This is a genomic window from Mucilaginibacter sp. NFR10, from assembly GCF_900100445.1.
Classification (GTDB): domain Bacteria; phylum Bacteroidota; class Bacteroidia; order Sphingobacteriales; family Sphingobacteriaceae; genus Mucilaginibacter; species Mucilaginibacter rubeus.
Genome location: NZ_FMTV01000007.1, coordinates 21330 through 42915, shown reverse-complemented (window position 1 = coordinate 42915; position 21586 = coordinate 21330). Strand labels below are relative to the sequence as shown.

Annotated in this window: 15 protein-coding genes; all 15 read left to right on the top strand. The window is 43.9% G+C overall.

Annotation, left to right across the window (positions count from 1 at the left end):
- Nucleotides 1-52 precede the first annotated feature (52 nt).
- The 15 genes from BLP33_RS21250 (at nucleotide 53) to BLP33_RS21180 (ending at nucleotide 21249) form a co-directional block, all read left to right on the top strand.
- On the top strand, nucleotides 53-1372 hold the full coding sequence (locus tag BLP33_RS21250) for a BNR repeat-containing protein (RefSeq protein ID WP_090532926.1): 1320 nt from the start codon (nucleotides 53-55) through the stop codon (nucleotides 1370-1372).
- A 127-nt stretch (nucleotides 1373-1499) separates the two neighbouring features.
- Nucleotides 1500-2735 carry a DUF2264 domain-containing protein gene (locus BLP33_RS21245; RefSeq protein ID WP_090532924.1) on the top strand — a complete coding sequence of 412 codons (1236 nt, stop codon included), beginning with the start codon at nucleotides 1500-1502 and terminating at the stop codon, nucleotides 2733-2735.
- Nucleotides 2736-2749: 14 nt separating this feature from the next.
- Entirely contained in the window at nucleotides 2750-3856 is a 1107-nt protein-coding gene (locus tag BLP33_RS21240; protein WP_090532922.1) for a glycoside hydrolase family 43 protein, read from the top strand.
- 1 nt (nucleotide 3857) lies between these two features.
- The gene (locus tag BLP33_RS21235) at nucleotides 3858-5711 is read left to right on the top strand and encodes a glycoside hydrolase family 2 protein (protein WP_090532920.1); all 1854 of its coding nucleotides are present in this window, start codon (nucleotides 3858-3860) and stop codon (nucleotides 5709-5711) included.
- An 8-nt stretch (nucleotides 5712-5719) separates the two neighbouring features.
- Nucleotides 5720-7603 (top strand): glycoside hydrolase family 35 protein, encoded by a 1884-nt coding sequence (locus tag BLP33_RS21230; protein ID WP_090532918.1) that lies wholly within the window; start codon nucleotides 5720-5722, stop codon nucleotides 7601-7603.
- A 69-nt stretch (nucleotides 7604-7672) separates the two neighbouring features.
- The gene (gene rhaM / locus BLP33_RS21225; RefSeq protein WP_090532916.1) at nucleotides 7673-7987 is read left to right on the top strand and encodes an L-rhamnose mutarotase; all 315 of its coding nucleotides are present in this window, start codon (nucleotides 7673-7675) and stop codon (nucleotides 7985-7987) included.
- A gap of 175 nt (nucleotides 7988-8162) precedes the next feature.
- A complete protein-coding gene (locus tag BLP33_RS21220) occupies nucleotides 8163-8972 on the top strand; it encodes a helix-turn-helix domain-containing protein (protein ID WP_090532914.1) in 810 nt (269 codons plus the stop codon).
- Nucleotides 8973-9036: 64 nt separating this feature from the next.
- Nucleotides 9037-10476 carry an alpha/beta hydrolase gene (locus tag BLP33_RS21215; protein ID WP_090532912.1) on the top strand — a complete coding sequence of 480 codons (1440 nt, stop codon included), beginning with the start codon at nucleotides 9037-9039 and terminating at the stop codon, nucleotides 10474-10476.
- A gap of 102 nt (nucleotides 10477-10578) precedes the next feature.
- Nucleotides 10579-11145, top strand: a complete 567-nt coding sequence (locus BLP33_RS21210) for an RNA polymerase sigma factor (protein ID WP_090532911.1) — start codon at nucleotides 10579-10581, stop codon at nucleotides 11143-11145.
- Between the two features lie 79 nt (nucleotides 11146-11224).
- Entirely contained in the window at nucleotides 11225-12241 is a 1017-nt protein-coding gene (locus BLP33_RS21205; RefSeq protein ID WP_090532910.1) for a FecR family protein, read from the top strand.
- A 110-nt stretch (nucleotides 12242-12351) separates the two neighbouring features.
- Entirely contained in the window at nucleotides 12352-15804 is a 3453-nt protein-coding gene (locus BLP33_RS21200) for a SusC/RagA family TonB-linked outer membrane protein (RefSeq protein WP_175490078.1), read from the top strand.
- Between the two features lie 11 nt (nucleotides 15805-15815).
- Entirely contained in the window at nucleotides 15816-17306 is a 1491-nt protein-coding gene (locus tag BLP33_RS21195) for a SusD/RagB family nutrient-binding outer membrane lipoprotein (RefSeq protein WP_090532909.1), read from the top strand.
- 31 nt (nucleotides 17307-17337) lie between these two features.
- Nucleotides 17338-18837, top strand: a complete 1500-nt coding sequence (locus BLP33_RS21190; RefSeq protein WP_090532908.1) for a DUF5689 domain-containing protein — start codon at nucleotides 17338-17340, stop codon at nucleotides 18835-18837.
- 101 nt (nucleotides 18838-18938) lie between these two features.
- Nucleotides 18939-20354 (top strand): calcineurin-like phosphoesterase C-terminal domain-containing protein, encoded by a 1416-nt coding sequence (locus BLP33_RS21185; protein ID WP_090532907.1) that lies wholly within the window; start codon nucleotides 18939-18941, stop codon nucleotides 20352-20354.
- 61 nt (nucleotides 20355-20415) lie between these two features.
- A complete protein-coding gene (locus tag BLP33_RS21180; protein ID WP_254780215.1) occupies nucleotides 20416-21249 on the top strand; it encodes a glycerophosphodiester phosphodiesterase in 834 nt (277 codons plus the stop codon).
- Nucleotides 21250-21586: the final 337 nt, after the last annotated feature.

Sequence of the window (21586 nt, the reverse complement as noted above, 5' to 3'; positions counted from 1 at the left end):
AAACACAAATAAAAAGTAAGGGCAATATCCATTGCCCTTACTTTTACTTTTTATGAAGCTATACCATTTAAGATCACTTTTTTTTACATGTGTCCTGTTTGGGAGCACTATTGTTGTATCTGCTCAAACCGGCAAAGTAACTACTACCACTATTGGTTTGGGCTGGGCTAATAACTCTGTCAATACAGTTGTTTTTCGCAAAAACTCATTAGTTACTTTTAAGGGTGAACAATACGCCGCTTATTATAACAACGACCAGGCTTTAGTGTTGGCTAAGAGAAAAAGCGGATCTGGTAACTGGCAGGTTGCTGCAACGCAATATAAAGCCGATGCTGCTGATGCCCATAAGGATATCAGTATCATGGTTGATGGTGCCGGTTATTTGCATGTTGCCTGGGGGCACCATAATCAGACTTTAAACTATGCTAAAAGCATTAAGCCCGGAAGCCTAACTTTGTCGGCCCAACAAAGCATGACAGGGGGTGGCGAAAACAAGGTCAGCTATCCCGAATTTTATCGTTTACAAGATGGCGATCTGTTATTTGTTTACCGCGACGGAGGTTCGGGTAACGGAAACCTGGTCATGAACAGGTATAATATAACTACTCAAAAATGGGTTAACATACAGCAAAATCTTATTGACGGTGAGGGTAAACGCAATGCCTACTGGCAAATGTGCATCGATAAAAAAGGGACAATCCATATTTCATGGGTATGGCGCGAAACGCCAGACGTAGCAAGTAATCATGACATGTGCTACGCCCGATCAAACGACGCAGGTTTAACCTGGGAAAAATCGACTGGCGAAAAATATATGCTCCCGATTAATGCTGCTAATGCTGAGTACGCATGCCGGATTCCGCAGCACAGCGAGCTCATCAATCAAACATCCATGTTTGCCGATGACGGGGGCAACCCTTTTATCGCAACCTATTGGCGCGATAGCAGTTCAACTGCACCGCAGTATCATATTGTTTTTAAAACCAGCAGTGGTTGGCACTCGGCCAATCTTGGTTTTAGGAAAACGGCATTCAGCCTTGGAGGCACAGGTACCAAACGGATCCCGATATCTCGCCCGCAGATCATTACCTGGAACAATGGCGGGATGCAATCAGCAGCACTAATTTTCAGGGACGCTGAACGCGGTAATAAAGTTTCGGTGGCGATGAATGCCGACCTGAAAACTTCAAACTGGCAGGTTAGTGATTTAACTACCACGCCTGTAGAGGAATGGGAACCGACTTATGATACCGAGCTATGGAAAGATAAAAAGATTCTTAACCTGTTTGTACAACAGGTAGCCCAGGTTGATGGTGAAGGGAAAGCCAGTATACCGCCCACTAACATACAGGTATTGGAATGGACGCTTTAAAGTTGAAAGTCTGTCGAAAGTCTTTAGACATATTTTAAGAAAAAACGACTTAAGACTTAGAGCTTTCGACTTGAGACTTACAACATGGAACTTGAATCAAAGTATAATAAACAAATAAACATCCCGGATGAAGAAACTCATATTTTACTTTCTATTGATAAGCGCTCCGTTTTGTGCATCCGCCCAAAGCAAAAAGAATATCGCCCAGGTGTCCGACAGGAAATTGTGGTTAAGCTACATGGATAAGGTAGCCCGGCCGGTGATTAGCAACCTTGCTGCCGATCAGCTTAAAGAGAAAATGCCCATGGAATTGTCTGATAGGGTTGATAATAAGGAAAGTCGTGCTAAGGTGGGATACCTGGAAGCTTTTGGTCGTACATTGTGTGGTATAGCACCGTGGTTACAATTAGAAGGTGGTGATCCAGCCGAGGTAAAACTTCGCGAACAATACAGGGCCTGGTCTTTAAAGGCTATTGCAAACGCGGTTAATCCGCAGGCTAAAGACTATATGCAATGGAGCGGTGGCCAGCCATTGGTTGATGCCTCGTTTGTTGCTTTTGCCTTGGTGCGGAGTCCATTGTTATGGGAGCATCTTGATGATGCTACCAAAAAACAAGTGGTTGAAGTAATGAAAACTACCCGGGCAACTGTTCCGGTTTATTCCAACTGGATTTTGTTTTCGGGGATGATAGAGGCATTCTTTTGCAAATATGACCTTGGCTACGATCCGGTAAGGGTTGAATTTGGTATCCGCGAATTTACAGAACATTGGTATGTTGGCGACGGTATGTATTCGGACGGGATGAGCTTTCATCTCGATTATTATAATAGCATCGTGATCCATCCAAACCTGAGTACCATATTGGAAGAGGTAGATGCTAAAAAGAAAACTTATGTGCGTGAGGAACAACGTGAGTTGGCTGTTGGCCAACGTTATGCCGAAGTGCTTGAGCGCCTTATTAATGCTGATGGAAGCTTCCCGGCTATCGGACGGTCGATAGTTTATCGCGGCGGCGCATTTCATCATTTAGCAAATATCGCCTACAAAAAACAACTGCCTGCAAACCTGAAACCGGCACAGGTAAGATGCGCGCTAACAGCTATGATCAAAAAAACGCTTGGCGCACCGCAAACTTTTACTGCCGATGGCTGGCTTAATATGGGTTTATATGGCAAGCAGCCCGGCCTGGCCGATTTTTATATTACAACCGGCAGCCTTTATTTCTGCGCTACTGTTTTTGTACCATTAGGCTTGCCCGAAACCGATCCGTTTTGGACTGATGCGGACGAACCCTGGACCGCAGTTAAAATCTGGAGCGGCCAGGATGCACCTGCCGATCATGCACTTGATATTAGAAAATAATACAACATCTTTATATGAAATACTATCGTTTTTTATTGCCGGCCTTTTTGCTGCTAAGTATCCTCGGTCGTGCGCAAACCAAATTAACCAGTTTTAGTCCGGGCGCAATCTGGCCAGATGATAAAGGGGTGCACATTAATGCCCACGGGGGAGGCATTCTGTATAATAATGGGGTTTATTATTGGTTTGGCGAACACAAAATTGCCGGTGATGCAGGCAACCGGGCAATGGTTGGGGTTCATTGCTATTCGTCAAAAGATTTATACAACTGGAAGGATGAGGGGATCTCGCTGAGTGTTTCGCCCGATACCACAAATGATATAGCAAAAGGCTGCATCCTGGAAAGGCCCAAAGTTGTTTATAACAAAAAGACAAAGAAATATGTAATGTGGTTTCACCTGGAACTATTAGGCAAAGGCTACAGCGCTGCCCGCGCCGGGGTTGCTGTAAGCGATAAGGTGATCGGCCCGTACAAGTTTATTAAAAGCTATCGCCCCAACCCGGGGCAGATGCCGTTTTATCCGGCACTTACACCCGAAGGTGATAAAATAAACTGTATTAATCCGGCTCACGAAACCGATAAGTTTTTTTGCCGCGATTTGCCCGGTGGCCAGATGGCCCGCGACATGACCGTTTTTGTTGATGACGACGGCAAGGCTTACCACGTTTTTTCATCCGAAGAAAACTACACCCTTGACCTGGCCGAACTAACTCCCGATTATACAGGGCATACAGGTAAGTTTATCCGTATTTATATAGGCCACCAAACTGAAGCTCCTGCATTATTTAAACGTAACGGAATTTATTACATGATAGGCTCGGGCTGTACAGGTTGGGCACCCAACGCCGCCCGTTGGTTCAGTGCAAAATCAATCTGGGGGCCATGGACCTACCACGGCAACCCCTGCCAGGGACAGGATAGCAAAATAACTTACGGCGGTCAAAGCACGCATGTATTGCCTATTGCCGGTAAAAAAGATGCCTTCATATTTATAGCCGATAAATGGGCTCCAAAAGACGCTATTGACGGCCGTTACCTCTGGCTGCCCATCAGCTTTAAAGGTGATGACATCGAAATAAACTGGGTAGATAACTGGAACCTTGACGTATTTAAGAAATAATATGCGAAATTTTATAAGCTTGTGCTGTCTGCTGTTCATTGCCGTTACGGCGACTGCTCAGGACAGTCTCATTACCAATATTCAAAGCCGTAAAGCACTTGATCTGAACGGCAAATGGCAATACATTGTTGATCCGTACGAAACCGGGTTTTATGATTATCGCTATAAGGAGCTCAACGAAAAAAATGGGGATGCCTATTGGAACAGCGGCATCCCGGCTAATAAAACTGAGAAAAAGGAGCACGGCTACATCGATAAATATAGCATTGATGTACCCGGCGACTGGAGCCATCAAAAGCCGGAGTTTACTTATTACGAAGGAACTATCTGGTATAAAAAATCGTTCGACTACGTTAAACCGGCCAATGGCGGCAGGCAGTACCTTTATTTTGGCGCGGTAAATTATAGGGCCGATGTATACCTGAATGGAAAAAAATTGGGGATGCACAAAGGTGGTTTTACGCCTTTTAATTTTGAAGTACCTGCCGGGCTGCTTAAGGAAAAGGATAATCTTTTAGTGGTTAAAGTTGATAACAAACGCTATGCGGATGAGGTGCCCACGCTTAATACCGACTGGTGGAACTACGGTGGTATAACCCGCGATGTAAAACTGGTGGAAGTACCGTCTACCTATATCCGCGATTTTGTGATCCAGCTTAAAAAGCCTGTTAACGGTGCCGCTCCTGCTAAACAGCCGGAGGTAAGCGGATGGGTTAAATTGAGCAATTCTCCGCCAACTGGTCAAAATATCACCGTGCAAATACCCGAGCTTAAGTTTAGTAAGCAGTTTGCTGCCACGGGTGCGCTTATACAGGTCAGCTTTAAATTACCAAAAGTGCAGCTTTGGTCGCCCGAAGCCCCTAAGCTGTATAAGGTTATCGTAAGTACTGGTGCTGATAAAACTGAAGATAAGATCGGGTTCCGTACCATTGAGGCGTATGGCCCGAAGCTGTTGTTAAACGGCAAGCCCGTATTTTTACGGGGGATCTGTATCCATGGCGAAATACCACAGGATGTACGGAGGGCTTACACCCAGCAGGATGCTGAGCAATTGTTAAATCAGGCGCATGAACTTGGCTGCAATATGGTAAGGCTGGCACATTATCCCCACGATGAAAAAATAACCCGACTGGCCGATTCGCTGGGTATTATGGTTTGGTCGGAGATCCCGGTTTACTGGACGATTGACTTTGGCAACGCAGCAGTACTTGAAAAGGCAAAAGCGCAGCTTAATGAAATGATTACACGCGACCATAACCGTGCCAGTATCATTATCTGGTCGGTTGGGAACGAAACACCGGTGAGCCCAACACGTACGAATTTTATGCACGATCTGATTATCAGGGCCAAACAACTGGATGATACGCGCCTGGTTTCGGCGGCGCTTGAGGTAAATTATGGTTCAGGTAAAGATTTGAATGTGGTGGATGATCCGCTGGGTGAGTTTGTTGACCTCGTTGCTTTTAACGAATACCTTGGCTGGTATGGCGGCCTGCCTGATAAATGCCGCACTACAAACTGGAGCACGCCATACAATAAACCTTTATTTATCAGCGAAACCGGGGCCGAAGCTAAAACCGGTTTTCATGCCGATTCATTGACCCGCTTCAGCGAGGAATACCAGGAATGGTATTTTAAAGAGCAGGTGGCCATGTTTAAACGGATGCCTGCAAATTTCGTGGGCTTGTCGCCATGGGTAATGGCCGATTTCCGGTCGCCCAAACGGAATAACCCGGTGTACCAGGAAGGCTGGAACCGCAAGGGCCTTTATGATGATAAAGGCAACAAAAAGAAAGCATTTTATATTCTTCAAAACTATTACAAACAAAAAAAAGCGGAAGCGCTGAACCGATAGCCACCACAATGAAAAAAACTATTATATTCTTTTTAACATTTTTAACCCTGGGTATAACCGGCTTCTGCCAGGCACCCAAACATACATTTGCGTTAGGCGATGAAGCCTTCCTGCTTGACGGGAAACCTTTCCAGATGATCTCGGGTGAAATGCATTATCCCCGCGTACCGCGCGAAGCCTGGCGTGCCCGTATGAAAATGGCGAAGGCTATGGGATTAAATACCATTGGCACCTACGTTTTCTGGAACCTGCACGAGCCCCAAAAAGGCAAGTTTGATTTTACCGGTAATAACGATGTGGCCGAGTTTGTTCGCATTGCCCAGCAGGAAGGCCTGTGGGTGATCCTTCGCCCAAGCCCGTATGTATGTGCCGAGTGGGAGTTTGGAGGATATCCTTACTGGCTACAGAATGAAAAAGGTCTTGAAGTACGCAGTAAAGAGGCTCAATATCTTAAGGAGTATGAGAGCTACATCAAAGAGGTGGGCAGGCAATTAGCTCCGCTGCAGATAAATCATGGCGGTAATATCCTGATGGTACAAATTGAAAATGAATACGGCTCATATGGCAGCGATAAAGAGTATCTGGGGATTAATCAAAAACTATTTAAAGAAGCCGGTTTTGATGGATTGCTGTACACCTGCGACCCTGCCCCCGATTTGGTAGCTGGTCATTTGCCGGGATTACTTCCTGCTGTTAACGGTCTTGATAATCCTGCAAAGGTTAAAAAGATCATTAATGAAAATCACGATGGTAAGGGCCCGTATTATATTGCCGAGTGGTATCCGGCCTGGTTTGATTGGTGGGGAACTGCCCATCACACTATCCCTGCCGAACGTTATGCCGGTAGGCTTGATTCCGTACTGGCAGCAGGGATTTCTATCAACATGTACATGTTTCATGGTGGCACCACCCGTGCGTTTATGAATGGCGCAAATTTTAAAGATACCTCGCCTTATGAACCGCAAACGAGTAGCTATGATTATGATGCTCCCTTAGATGAGGCAGGTAATGCCACGCCGAAATTTATGCAATTCAGGCAGGTGATCCAAAAGCATTTGCCTGCCGGTGTGCAATTGCCCGATGTACCGGCAGCCAAACCAGTAATAACAATACCGGCTGTTAAACTAACACAATCGGTAAGTTTATTAAATACTCTGCCGGCTGCTAAAGAAAATATAAGTCCGCTTACGTTTGAAGACTTACACCAGGACTATGGCTTTGTGTTGTACCGCACGGTTTTAAATGGAAGCCAAAGCGGGCAACTCAAGCTAAAAGAGCTTAGGGATTACGCAGTGATCATGATTAACGGTAAAAAGGTAGGCACGCTCGACCGCAGGCTTAACCAGGACAGCCTTTACTTAAAGTTGCCTGCAGGTAAAGTAACGCTTGATATTTTGATAGAAAACCTTGGCCGCATCAACTTTGGTAAGTATCTTTTGCAAAATAAAAAAGGGATCACTCAGCAGGTGCTTTTAAACGGAACAGAATTGCAGCATTGGAAAATGTATTCGCTGCCGTTTCATGATCTAAGCACTGTGAAATTCTCTGCCGCAAGGCAAAATGCTCAATCGCCGGTAATCAGGAAAGGTGGCTTTAAATTGGATCAATTAGGGGATACCTACCTTGACATGAGTAACTGGGGCAAGGGTGTGGTATGGGTAAACGGGCATAACCTTGGCCGGTACTGGGGCATCGGTCCACAGCAAACTTTATACCTGCCGGTTGAATGGTTAAAGAAGGGATATAATGATGTTGAGGTTTTGGAACTGTTAAAGCCTGAGCGAGACCAGTTAGCTGGCGTCGATAAACCGATATTGGATGTGGTAAAACCTCAAATAAGCTTAAAGCCGAAAGCTAAAGGCTCAAAGCCTATTTTGCAAATAAACTATTAAAAGCTTTGAGCTTTTTGCTTTAAGCCTTGAGGCTCTTTTGATAACAGACATATATAAATACTATTTACAATGGCAAGGGTAGCGTTTAAAATGAAGCTTCATGAAGGGCAAACCGCCGAATACAAGGCGCGGCATGATGCCATTTGGCCCGAATTGAGCAGTTTGCTTAAAGATGTGGGGATCAGTAATTATTCTATTTTTTTAGATGAAGACACGCATTGGCTTTTTGGCGTAATGGATGTTGAAGATCAGGAAGCCCTTGATCATTTGCCTGATAGCCCTATTATGAAAAAATGGTGGTTATACATGGCCGATATCATGGATACTAATGCCGATCATTCGCCAGTGAGTGTGCCTTTGAAAGAGGTGTTCTTTTTGCCATAGATACGAATATTGCTATTATTAAACTGGTTGTCATAAAGAGCGTGCTGCGGCAGGCGCCTTTGTGACGGCCATTTTTGTTTTTTATGGATAGCATATGCCTGGCTTTCACCTTGCTGTATACGTTGTATCTTAATTAAAAAAATTATTTTTACAGATATAGCTAACCTCAATAGGTATGGTTGAGATATTTCAGAATATCCGTAAAATATACAGGTTCAGCGCACCTTGCGAAGAGTTGGCTAACTATATAGAATTTTATTCGCAATCAGTTTTAGATTTATCTGCACAGCAGGTGAAAGCTGAGTTTTCAACGGTGAAAATGTTCCCCAGTTGGACACCTACTTTTTATATCAACCTTGGTTCGCCTTATTATATTGATTTGAAGAATACGAGGTATTATGTAGGGAAGCAGCAGGATGTTTTAATATTGAGAAACGAGGACGTTACCAGGCATAAACTACCTGCCGATAATATATTCACGGTTAAATTTAATCCGGGCGGTTTAGAAGCCGTTTTAGGTCTAAATCAAGTCCCGGTTATTGACAAGATCATTAACCTTAATCAAATTTTGCCCTGGGAATTACTTCAAAAAGTAAAACGGCCTGTAAGTTTCGAGAAGCGTGTAATCATTGTTGAATCATTTTTGTTAGAGAAGCTCATTAAACAGGTAAGCCAGGATCATTATGTTAAAATTGTTAACGATAGCATTGGGGAATATCAGGCTACTGGCATGCAGTTGAATACATCAAAAGTTGCTGAGAGGCTGTTTATTACTTCTAAAACTATCAATCGGTATTTCAACAGGGTGATTGGCACCCCGCCTAAAAATTATTTCTCAATTGTGCGGGGCAGAAGCGCATTAACAGCATTTGTAAATGACAGGGAAAACTTCATTCCGATAGATTATGGATATTATGATTTGAGCCATTTTCACAAGGATGTCATGAACCTTACAGGCCAAAGGATAACGAAGCATCAATTTTAATTTGTCCGTTTTTTACTTTTAGTGGGTAAAGTCAATCCCTTTCTTTGTAGGCTAAACAACGGTCATGAAAAAAATCTTTATCATCTTACTCTGCGTCACGATTTTTATTCAAAAAGTATACAGCCAGAAATATAAGCCTGTATTAGAACCTTACCCCGGGCTGGTTAAGGCAGACCCCAGGCTTGTTTTAAAAACAGGTTACCTCGTTGTACCAGAAAATAGAAGCAAGCCCGAAGGGCGCAAAGTGAAGATCCCGTTTTTATTTGTACGCCGGCCGGATCAGGACCCGCGTACAAACATCTCGCTTTACACTACAGGCGGGCCGGGTTATAGTACCACGCTTAATATAGATAGCATCAGCTATAACTCCGGTTGGTTAGCTTACGGCGGCTTTATTGCCTTTGATCAACGTGGTACAAAGCGTGCGCAACCATGCCTGGATTGCATGGAAGTAGCAGCGGCTATTAAACGCAGTTACAGGGAAGGTAAAAATAAAGACAGCCTCGTATCACAGGCCGTTACACAATGCCGAAACCGGTTTACACAACAAGGTGTCGATTTATCAGCTTATAACACCATTGAAAGCGCAGAGGATATAAATGATTTAAGATTAGCCTTGAATATTGATTCGCTTAACCTGGTTGGTATATCTTATAGCGGCGGTTTGATGCTTACCGTGGCGCGAAACCACCCTGAAGGCGTTCGCGCGCTGCTTTTGAATTCGCCGCTGCCGGGTTATGTTAATTTTGAGGAACACGCTTTGTTTAATATCAACGAAGCGCTTGAGCAGGTATTTCATAACTGCGAAATGGATTCTGCTGCCACAAAATATAAAGATTTAAGAATGAGGTTCCATCAGTACTTCAGCTCCATCACCGGGAAAAAGTTTAATATAGTTTATCAGGAGAAAGGAAGTGATAAAAGTGTTAATCTCAATTATACAAAAAATGAAATGCTTGACGCCATTGTAAACCGGATGAACTCCCGGCAGGTTAACACAGTGCCTGCGGTAATGATCGATTTAATTGAAGGCCGTCATGATAAATATATACAGGAGGTATTTGATGGCTATTTCGCGGGCAACTTAAGTGTATCACTGGGTATGCGGTATTCTGTTTATTGCTCAGAACAAATTTCATACGATGATGCTACGCTGGAAGCGCAACAACATTTGGTATTGCCGTGGCTTTCCGGGTATCCGTTTAATGATGTAAATCATGCTATATGCAATTGTTGGAAGGTGAAGGCAGAACCTGCTATAGCAAAGCAGCCTGTTTATTCTACAGTACCGGCATTAATTTCGGCAGGTGACGTCGACCCCGATTGCAGGCCGTTTTATAACAGGTTGATAAAACGGTATATGCCTAATAGCCAATTATTGATCATCCATAACAGGGGGCATGCTCCGGGTTTTAGTGTAGATGGGACTGATTATGTGAAACTATTTTTAGATAACCCACATCAGAAACTTACATCTCAATCAAAAAACCTGATCATTGAATAGCTTAATAGCCATTGTCAGATTTTTCGGTAATAAAGGTTTTGTCGTCTGTTAACATTATGCTAACATAGCAGCCTTACATTTGAGCCAAAACAACTCTTTGGCATGTATCCTGCACTTACTGATGAAGCGTTGATGGGGCTTATCCAGCAAAGCAACCCCGTTGCCCTTGAAACTCTTTTTAATCGTTACTACAAAACCTTATGTCAGTTGTGCACGGTGTACACTAAAGATTATACCGTTGCCGAAGAGATCACCGCCAATCTTTTCATTAAACTCTGGGACAACCGCGATACGGCCATCCTTAATGTAAAAAGTTACCTGTTTGTTGCTGCCAAAAATCTCTCTTTAAATCATATCCAAAAAAAGAAAGATCCGGTACATTCTATCGAAGATATCGACCTTCAGGGCCACATGTTAAAAGATAGGGATAATCCATTTAAAATTCTTTCTGGCCGCGAATCGTACAATAAAATACTAAACCTTATTGATACCTTGCCTGTCAGCCAGAGGCAGATATTGCTCATGAGCCGTATTGATAACCTTGATAAAAATGAGATAGCCAAAGTGTTGGGTATTTCTGTTCGTACGGTTGAAACTACACTTTATCAATCTATCAAAAAACTCCGCCAGCTGTTAAAAGGGCAGCATAATTTCACTTCCGAGGGTTAATGATTTCTTAATATAAACTTAACTCATTTCGCTACGTATCGGGTACGTAAAATCAGTCTTTATTGCAGAGACAGATTTAATGGAAGATAACAGTTACCGCTTAATAGTTGAATATTTTGAAAAAACCATCAGTGATGATGGCTTAACACAGTTACAGGAGTGGATTGAGGAGAACCCCGAAAACCTTGCCCAGTTCAGTGAAACCATCCAGATCCTGGAAGCATCCAAAGTTTATTTTAAACAGCCGGAAAATGCCGAAAGCACCTGGGCAAAAATCAATGCGCATATAACCCAACCCCAGATACCGGTAATTAAACGCAGTTCTAAATTTAACTGGATGGCTTATGCCGCCGCTTGTTTGCTTATTTGTACTGCCGGTTGGTTTGGATACCGTTATTTTAAACAGTCGCCGGTTTTGGTTTATGAAGAAATCAGCAATGCCGATGGCAAGCATTCAAAAATAATACTGCCAGATAGCTCGACAGTTTATCTGGGTGGTGGTAGCAGACTCAGATACGCCAAAAACTTTAGCGGCGAAAAACGTGATGTAACGCTTAATGGCGAAGCTTTTTTTGATGTGGTCCATCAGGCTAAACCATTTGTAGTTAAAAGCGGCGATATCACAACAGTGGTATTGGGTACTTCATTTAATATTAAAGCCTATCTGGCCGATCATAAAGTAGCTGTAACCGTGCAAAGCGGTAAAGTAGGGGTAATGGCCAATGTGCAGGGAAAACCTCAAATGGTTAAATACCTGGTAAAGAATGAACAGATCAGCATCAATACCCAAAATGGTATCTATACTTTTAACAACACTGATGCATCATCAGTAAGCTCGTGGATCAATAACGAATTTGTTTTCTACAATACAACTTACAGGGAGATAGCCGCTTCGCTTGAGCATCATTACGGTGCTAAGATTCGGTTTACAGAACAGGACTTAGGCAATGTAAGGCTTACAGCCAAATTAAGGGGAATGACATTGACAGATGCCATGGAAACCCTCAGCGCGCTATCCGGATTGGGCTACACACAAAAAGGCAATCAGCTATTTATTTCAAACAATAATCAAAAAGGAGGAAGTATAATGAAATAGTATTTACCCGGCTATTGGTAAAAGCCTGGACGTTGCTGGTAACAACCCCAGGCTTCAGAATTTTGACAATTTAAACTCACGGTTAGACAAGTATAAATTAAAGTAAATATATGAAAAAGTTATGGTTATTAACCATGCTGTTCTTTTTACAATTGCCTTTTGGCGGCATAAACGCTAAGGCTCAAACAGTAATAAACAAAAGGATCACGTTTGGTGCCGAGGGCACCATGCTAAAGGATGCCTTTCAGCAAATTGAAAAATCAAGCGATATCTCTATCAGCTATAACAATAGCCTGCTTGATGATAAACGCAAAGTACATGTAACAAAAGCAGAGCGCTCTTTAGGCGAAACACTCGACGTGCTTTTAAAAGGAACTACCTGCACTTACAGGGCAGCAGGCGAACGAAATATCCTCATCATTGCAAAAACACAGGATAGGGGTAGCATTAAAGGGAAAGTGGTTGATGAAAAATCAGAACCACTTCCCGGTGCAACTGTAAAAGTTCCGGGAACCGGCGCCACTGCTATCAGCGGTGTTGACGGTTCATACACGTTAAATATTGTGCCGGGCATTTACACGGTTGAAGCAAGCTTTATCTCCTATGAAACTAAGAGAATTCAGAATGTAAGCGTTAGTTCAAATGCCAATACTGTTTTAAATATCATCCTTAATCCGGTCGATAATAAACTTAACGAGGTTGTGGTAACGGCACTCGGTATAAAAAGGGAAGATAAAAGTTTGGGTTATTCCGCCCCGGTTATTAAAGGTGATCAGCTAACAGGCGCCCTTTCTGGCAACTGGACTGATGCATTATCGGGGAAAGTAGCGGGTTTAAACCTCATCCGTTCAAACAGCGGCCCTGCGGGATCAAACAAAATTATCCTGCGTGGTGAAAATAACCTGACCGGTGATAACGAAGCTTTGATAGTGGTTGACGGTGTTGTAATTAACCAGGGTAGCGGCAGACGTACAAGCAACTCCGGCGAATCGGCTTATGGTACCAGCAGCGATAACATGCCTGCCGATTATGGCAGCAACCTGAACGACATCAACCCAGAGGACATTGAAACGGTAACGGTATTGAAAGGCCCGGGCGCGGCGGCGCTTTATGGCCAGCGCGGTGCCAATGGTGCTATTATCATCACAACAAAATCGGGTAAAAAGCATAGTGGCCTGGGCATCACCTTTAACTCAAATGCAAGCCTTGAAAGTGTAAACCGCTGGCCTGATTTACAATATGAATACGGACAAGGTACGGCGGGTTCCCGTTATTATTCGTACGGGGCAGGGCCGGATGGTGCAAGCACCAGCTCGACAAGCTCGGCTTACGGCCCTAAATTTGATGGCCAGCTTTTTTATCAGTTGGATCCGGTTACGCAAAAGCAAAGCACAACACGTACGCCATGGGTACCATATAAAAACCAGATCCGTGATTTTTTTGATGTTGGCCAAACTTTCACCAACTCGGTAAGTGTTGACGGCGGCAGCGATAAAACAACGGCCCGTTTTTCGGCAACCAACGTTACCAATCACTGGATTACGCCGAATACAGGGTACACCCGTAACAGCATTGCTTTATCGGTTAACTCCAAAATCAATGATAAGTTAACCATCAATGCAAAAGTAAATTACAATAATAAAAACAGCGATAACTTACCTGGTGCAGGTTATGGTAACCAGTCGCTGATGTATTGGTTTATATTCTGGCAGCCCAATGCCAATTTAAACTGGTTGAAGAACTACTGGAAAAACGGGCAAGATGGTAAAGCGATCTTTTATCCTTTCAGCTCGTTCCCAGAAAACCCTTATGCTGTATCTTACGAGTTTATCAATAAATCAAACCGTAATTCGGTTACCGGAAACGTTGAAGCACTTTACAATGTAACAAAAGAGTTTAGCGTACAGGTTCGTGCTACTTTAGACATGGGCTATGAGCAGCGCGCACAGCAGCGTCCGTATGATGCCGGAAGTAAATACCCTAAAGGCTCGTACCGTACACAAAACATTTATTCGGAAGAGCAGGGTGCCGATTTCCTTTTGAAATACAATAAGAAAATAACACACGATGTTAACATCACCGCTACGGCAGGTGGTAGCATGCTCCGCAACAATTATAACCGCGATGAGGTACGTGCCGATTCACTGGTGTATCCCGGTGTATATTCAATGGCCAACAATGCCGGCCCACTCGTTACGTTGCCGTTTAAGTCAAAATATGCTATCAACAGCTTTTACGGCTTGTTATCTACATCTTTTAAAGATTACTTGTATGTGGATTTAACAGCCCGCCAGGACTGGATCAGCACGCTGGCTACTGCGAACCGTACCGATCAGGTTGGTTTCTTCTATCCATCGGCAAGCATGAGCTTTTTGCCATCTGAAGCATTCAAGCTGCCTAAATTTATTGACTATGCAAAAGTGAGGGCATCGCTTGCAGGTGTTGGTAGCGGTACAACAAATCCTTATCAAACCTCATTTAATTATGTATCGGCGGGTAGCACTTATGCAGGTGGTTTGCAAAATCCGCGTACACTATCAAACCCCGATCTGAAACCTTTACGCACCACAACGCTTGAAGTTGGTGCCGAAACCAGGATGTTCAGCAATCGCTTAGGTTTTGATATAGCTTTATATACGGGTAACACTAAAAACCAGATCCTGAGCCGTACTGTGGATCAATCGTCAGGTTATAACCAGGCAGTTATCAACGTAGGTAAGGTAAACAACAAAGGCATCGAAATTACATTGAACGGAACGCCTATACGCAAAGCCAACGTGTTTAGCTGGAATGTTACTGCAACCTTCAGCGCCAATAAAAACACCATTGAGCAACTTGCCGATAGCGCGGTTGTGTTGCGGAATGGCCCTACCGGCGGTGGCCAGATTGTTGCCCGTGTAGGCGGCAGTATGGGCGATATGTACGGTCGCGGTTATTTGCGCTCGCCTGATGGGCAGATCGTTTATGATGCTTCTACAGGTTTTGCCAAATTAGCTGATAACCTGGTTTATTTAGGCAACACTATCCCTAAATGGAAAGCAAACATGGGGCACGATTTCAGGTATAAGCAATTTAACCTGCACCTGTTGTTTGATGCCCAGGTTGGCGGTGTATCATATTCGCTTTCAAACTATAAACTGGCCGAGCAGGGTAAAACAACGCTCACCCTACCCGGCAGGTATAACGGTATCATAGGCAAAGGCGTTATCCAAAACCCGGACGGCAGTTACAGACCGAACGATGTTATTGCAACAGATGTTGACGGTTACTACCGCTCACACTATGGTATTGATAATGCCGAAGGTAATACGTTTTCAACCAACTTCCTGAAATTCCGCGAGGCAAGGTTTGATTATTCATTGAGCCCTCGTTTAGTTAAACGCCTCGGATTAACGCGTGCTACGGTAGGTGTATATGGTCGTGACCTATACATCTGGACTAAGTGGCCAATCTTCGATCCTGAATTTGGTACGCTTTCGGGTACCGACATTGTGCAGGGATTTGAAGTGGCGCAGTTTCCATCAACCCGCACATTTGGTTTTAACATAGTTATTGGCATTTAATAATTAACAATATGAAAAGGAACGGATATATACTTATATCAATGATGATGTTGTTCGTTAGCATAATGTCGTCATGTAAAAAGGATTTTATTGCACTTAATACCGATCCCAACGGCACGCCAAACGCCTTGCCACAGCAATTGCTGGCACCCGCACTGGTAAACACATTGGGGACTAATATGCTTCGCGCTCGTAATTTTAATAACGAGTTGATGCAGGTTACTGTAGATGCCGGCGATTCGGAGGGCAGGGTGTTCAGGTATGATATTAAACGTACCTGGGCCGATGTTACCTGGAATGCCTGGTATACCCAGTTAACCAACTTTAAAGATATTTATACCATTGCCAGCAAGGAGGTTACTTATAATAAAACTTACATGGGCATTTCGCTGATATGCCAGGCATGGTTGTATTCAATGCTTACCGATACTTATGGCGATGTGCCTTACTTTGATTCGAATAAAGGCAAAGACGGGAATTTTACGCCTAAGTTTGATAAGCAGAAAGATATCTACCTGGATATTTTCAAAAACCTGGAAGCTGCTGATACCCTGCTTAATGCATCGGCAAATGTTGTAGCAGGAAGCGATCCGGTGTTTAACGGGAATGCTTTAAAATGGCGCAAGTTTGGTAACACGCTTTATTTAAGGTTGTTGTTAAGGGTATCGGGCAAAGCCGATGTTTCGGCTGATGTGATCGCCAAGATCAAACAAATTGTTGATACCAATCCGGATGCTTACCCCATTATGGGCAGCAATGATGATTCGGCAGTTTTGCGGTGGACAGGCTCCGGTGCCTTGACATCTCCATTTATTGGGGGAGTACGCGAACAGGACTGGCGGCAACCCGGTATTTGCGAGTTTTTTGTAAACAACCTGGCTAAATGGGCCGATCCGAGGCTGGTTAACAACCGCTGGTCGATATCAAGTTACCAGGGTGGCATACAGGGGATTCCAAGTGGTTATGCCCCAGGTGAAAATGTTGGTATCAAATCATATTTCCAATCTACCACATCAACAACTACGTTAATGAACGATCCGTTGATGGGTAACATCATGAACTATTCGGAGTTGCAATTTATCCTTGCCGAAGCCGCTGCCAAGGGCTGGATAGCCGGCGATGCTGCTACTTATTATAAAAACGGTGTTCAGGCTGGTATCACTTTCTGGATCCCGACATATACAGTACCTATTGATACCTATTTAGCAGGCGCTGATATTACGTGGGATAATGCTGCTCCGCTTGATGAAAAAATGGAGATGATCCATGTTCAGAAATACTACTCCATGTTTTACACTGATTTTGAGCAATGGTTTGAATATCGCCGTACCGGCCACCCGGTATTGCCGAAAGGTAATGGTTTAAAGAACAACGGTATTATGCCGGCCAGGCTGCAATACCCGGTTTATGTACAATCGGCCAATCCTGATAGTTACAAGGCTGCGGTAGCTGCACAGGGTGCCGATGAGATAAGCACACAGGTGTGGTGGCAAAAACAATAATAACCCGGTTTTAAACTAAGAGATCCATAAAATGAAAAAAGTATATTTATTACTGGTGCTTGCAATGGCCGCCGGTATAAGTTCATGTAAAAAGAATAATTATGCCGAAGGTACATTAAGCCCCATCATAGCAGTTGTTGACCTTCGCGCTATTTACAAAGGCTCGGATGTTGTGCTGAACAGCAACAACATGGGTGGGGCTAAGGAAATAGTGGGTGTAATAATATCAAATGCGGCGGCAGGTAACAGTCCGGCCGGCGTATTGGTGGTACAAAATAACCGCCGCAATGCTGTACGAGGTATTTCTCTTGAAATAGGCAGCGCAGCTGCAAATTATGTTCCGGGCGATTCGGTAATAGTGCAAGTTGATGGCGCTACACTTACCAAAGTAAATGGCAGTATGCGTGTTAAAGGTCTTACTGAAACATCAGTAAGTAAAGTTGCCGATAACAGACCTATCAAAGTACAATCTGTTCCGTCAGCTACTTTACTGGCTTCGCTGGACGTTTATGAAGGCACGCTGGTTACTATAGCCAAAGCGGTTACTGATCCGGAGCCGCAGCAGGGCGAAACCTACGCGGGTGATAAAACACTTAATGATGGTTTTGGCAAAATAACCATGCATACAGAGGCAAACGCTGCTTTCGCAAGTACCGAATTGCCGTTCAGCGCTAATTTTACAGGTATCCCGTTTGCGGTAACATCTGGTACGGATACCAGGTTGCAGCTTTGGCCGCGTACTATTGATGATGTGTTTACACTTGCGGCAACCAAGCCATCGCCGATTATTATAACCGGATACCTTACAAATCCTTCGGGCAGCGATGGTAATTATGAATATATTCAGTTCAAGGCAACTAAGGATATCGATTTTTCGGTAACCAATTATGCCGTGGTAACCTGTAATAACGCGGGTACCAACCCGGCACCTGCCAATGGCTGGGCGCAAGGTTTGGCAAAAACTTACAAGTTTAACCTTACATCGGGCACCGTTAAAAAAGGCCAGTTCTTTTATGTAGGTGGTAATAAAAATATCTGGGGTAAAGGCTCAACCGATATCAGCTCATCAAACTGGATCAACAGTACTATGTATGCCGAAGTGCCCGGCGCTGATTTCGGTGATGTAACTACCAACCTGTTAGCTAATAGTGGTAACGTAGCAGGCGTTGCAGTTTTCGCGGGAACAACAGTTAATGCCGGAAGCATTCCGCTTGATGTGATCATGTACGGTGGCGGTGGTACAGTGTACTCAGCTGGCCCGCCGGAAATTGGTTACCGCATAACCAACAGCGATTATTATAGCACCATTAACCCGGTAACCCATACCGAGCAGGGCTTTTATGGCGGTGGTTCTAATACCTCAAAACTTACTTTACCAACCGATGGCCAATTTACCCAGCTTGGTGGCGTTTATGACGCGCTTACCGGCAGATGGGTAACCGGCAGAACGGTGACCAGCATTCCGTTAACATTGACGTCGCCAATCAGCACCATTGAAACAGCTACAGGCGTTACAACGGTTCAGAACTAAAACCTAACCCCAACCCCTCTCCAAAAGAGAGGGCTTTACAATTTCATCTATTAAAGTCCTCTCCTTTGGAGAGGATTTAGGTGAGGTCAAAATATCATCAAATGAACAGAAGATCATTTTTACAGGGCGTAGGCCTTATAACCGGCGGCGCGTTCATCTCGCTGCGTGCCAACGGACTTACCCGCTTGCTCACAACAGACGTTGTAAAAGGTCGTGTTACCGCAGGCAAAAAAGGAATTAAAGGAGTAGTAATATCCGACGGTTTTTCAGTAGTTATTACCGATGACAAGGGCTATTACGAACTTACTCCCAGTGAAAAAGCCAAAAGCATTTTCATGAGTACCCCATCGGGGTATGAGTTTAAAACAGATTATAATGTTGCCAAACATTACGAAAACATAGGCGATAGTTCACATTTTGATTTTAGGCTGCAGCCCTTAAAAGTTGACGACAGTAATCACCATTTCATTATCTGGGCCGATCCGCAGGTGAAAAATAAAAAGGATGTTAAGCAAATGATGGACACGTCGGTTCCGGACACTATCGCTACCATAAAATCATTGGGGAAAAACGCGTTGGTGCATGGTATTTGCGTAGGTGATATTGTTTGGGATAACCATGAGCTTTTCCCGGCCTATAATGAAGCTGTTGCTCAAATGGGGATCCCGTTTTTCCAGGCTATAGGCAACCATGATATGGATTACCGTATGGGCGGAGACGAAACCTCGGATGTTACTTTTAAGCAGATTTATGGGCCAACTTATTATTCCTTTAACCGTGGTAAAGCACATTATGTAGTATTGGATAATGTTCGTTACCTGGGCATTGAGCGCGAGTATGACGGTTATATCACCGAAGATCAGCTAAACTGGCTGGCAAAAGATCTGCAATATGTAAAGAAAGATGAATTGCTAATCATTAACTTGCATATCCCTGTGTATAACCAGGTAAAGAATAATAAGGATTTTTATAAAGTGCTGGATGGCTTCAGCAATGTGCACATCATGTCGGGCCACACGCATTACCATGATAACAATATCACCAACGCCATTTTTGAACATAATCATGGCACCGTATGCGGCGGCTGGTGGACAGGCCCCATATGCGTTGATGGCACCCCGCGAGGTTATGGTGTGTACTCAGTAAATGGCACCGAATTAAAGTGGTACTATAAATCTACAGGGTTACCGGCCGAAAATCAGATCAGTGTTTATGCAGAAAAATTAACCGACCAGATGCGCCTGATTGCTAATGTTTGGAACTATGACCCGCAATGGAAGGTGGTGTATTATTTAGATGACAAACCAATGGGAGCCCTAACAAAAGAACAGGGATATGACCCCTTATCAGTAAGTTTGTATAAAGGCGATCAATTACCTGCAGGCCGTCATTTTGTGGAACCTCATGAAACCGGGCACCTGTTTGTGGCGCACTTTGATCCGTCGGTTAAAAAGGTTAGGGTTGAGGCTACGGATCGTTTTGGGAATAAATATACAAGCGAATTAGATGCAAAATAAATTGAACATTGTTGCCGGAATAAGTCTTATCTTGTTATCAGGTTTTACCGTTGTCAAAAAAATGGAATTTAAAAACGCGGATTTTCCTTCATTCAGCGCCGAAGCGCATCGCGGCGGCAGGGGACTGAGGCCCGAAAACACCATTCCGGCAATGAAAAACGCCATTGATCTTGGTGTTGTTACCACGCTGGAGATGGATACGCACGTTACCGCGGATGGGCAGGTGGTTTTATCGCATGATGAATACATCAATCCGCTGTTTTCGCTTACGCCCGATGGTAAGGAGATCAGCAAGGAGGAAGCAAAAAACCTGATCCTCTATAAAATGAAATATGAGGATCTGAAAAAATATGATGTAGGCTCAAAGCCGTACAGCAAGTTTCCGCGCCAGCAGAAGATCAAAACCTATATGCCGCTGCTGTCTGAATTAATTGATTCGGTTCAGAATTATATTAAGGTAAATCATAAAAAGCCGGTATTCTACAACATCGAAACCAAATGCTCACCCGAAGGAGATGGTATCTATAATCCAAGCCCTGAGGAGTTTGTTGAACGTTTGATGGCTGTCTTGGTCGAAAAGAAAATCCTGCCTTACGTGGTGATCCAGTCATTTGATAAACGCACGTTGCAGATCATCCACAAAAAATACCCTGATGTACGCACTTCCTATCTCATCGAAAACAAAAAAACGTTTGAAGATAATATGGCCGATTTGGGCTTTACCCCATTCATCTACAGCCCGGACTATAAACTGGTTGATGCCAACCTGGTAAAGAAATGCCATGATGCAAAGATTAAAGTACTACCATGGACAGTAAATACCAAAAAGGAAATAGAACAACTCAAAAGTTTAGGTGTTGATGGTGTGATTACGGATTATCCGGATTTGTTTTAGTGAAACAACCTGCCGCCGCTCAGCTCCAGCCGAGTGGCAACTATCACGCGGCCTCCGGCCGCCGCAAATAATACAAGCGTTTATTTCTTGCTCACTCCTGCGCTCATTTATAATGAGTGCTTAATATGGTCTTGCGTTTGTAACGCAACCGGGCGATACAATCGCCAAATCATTTTAAGCGCTCGTTGCAAACAAACGTAAGTTTAAACACGGCGGCCAGAGGCCGCAAAATAGTTGCCACTCGGCTGGAGCCGAGCGGCGGCATATGTTTTTATCCTCGCCACGCCAAATAAGCTGAATGTAATGTCAATTTTCGATAATCTAAACATTAAATTTA

Coding starts and splice junctions, on each gene's coding strand:
- BLP33_RS21250 (WP_090532926.1), top strand. CDS start 53: ATGAAGCTATACCATTTAAGATCACTTTTTTTTACATGTGTCCTGTTT.
- BLP33_RS21245 (WP_090532924.1), top strand. CDS start 1,500: ATGAAGAAACTCATATTTTACTTTCTATTGATAAGCGCTCCGTTTTGT.
- BLP33_RS21240 (WP_090532922.1), top strand. CDS start 2,750: ATGAAATACTATCGTTTTTTATTGCCGGCCTTTTTGCTGCTAAGTATC.
- BLP33_RS21235 (WP_090532920.1), top strand. CDS start 3,858: ATGCGAAATTTTATAAGCTTGTGCTGTCTGCTGTTCATTGCCGTTACG.
- BLP33_RS21230 (WP_090532918.1), top strand. CDS start 5,720: ATGAAAAAAACTATTATATTCTTTTTAACATTTTTAACCCTGGGTATA.
- rhaM (WP_090532916.1), top strand. CDS start 7,673: ATGGCAAGGGTAGCGTTTAAAATGAAGCTTCATGAAGGGCAAACCGCC.
- BLP33_RS21220 (WP_090532914.1), top strand. CDS start 8,163: ATGGTTGAGATATTTCAGAATATCCGTAAAATATACAGGTTCAGCGCA.
- BLP33_RS21215 (WP_090532912.1), top strand. CDS start 9,037: ATGAAAAAAATCTTTATCATCTTACTCTGCGTCACGATTTTTATTCAA.
- BLP33_RS21210 (WP_090532911.1), top strand. CDS start 10,579: ATGTATCCTGCACTTACTGATGAAGCGTTGATGGGGCTTATCCAGCAA.
- BLP33_RS21205 (WP_090532910.1), top strand. CDS start 11,225: ATGGAAGATAACAGTTACCGCTTAATAGTTGAATATTTTGAAAAAACC.
- BLP33_RS21200 (WP_175490078.1), top strand. CDS start 12,352: ATGAAAAAGTTATGGTTATTAACCATGCTGTTCTTTTTACAATTGCCT.
- BLP33_RS21195 (WP_090532909.1), top strand. CDS start 15,816: ATGAAAAGGAACGGATATATACTTATATCAATGATGATGTTGTTCGTT.
- BLP33_RS21190 (WP_090532908.1), top strand. CDS start 17,338: ATGAAAAAAGTATATTTATTACTGGTGCTTGCAATGGCCGCCGGTATA.
- BLP33_RS21185 (WP_090532907.1), top strand. CDS start 18,939: ATGAACAGAAGATCATTTTTACAGGGCGTAGGCCTTATAACCGGCGGC.
- BLP33_RS21180 (WP_254780215.1), top strand. CDS start 20,416: ATGGAATTTAAAAACGCGGATTTTCCTTCATTCAGCGCCGAAGCGCAT.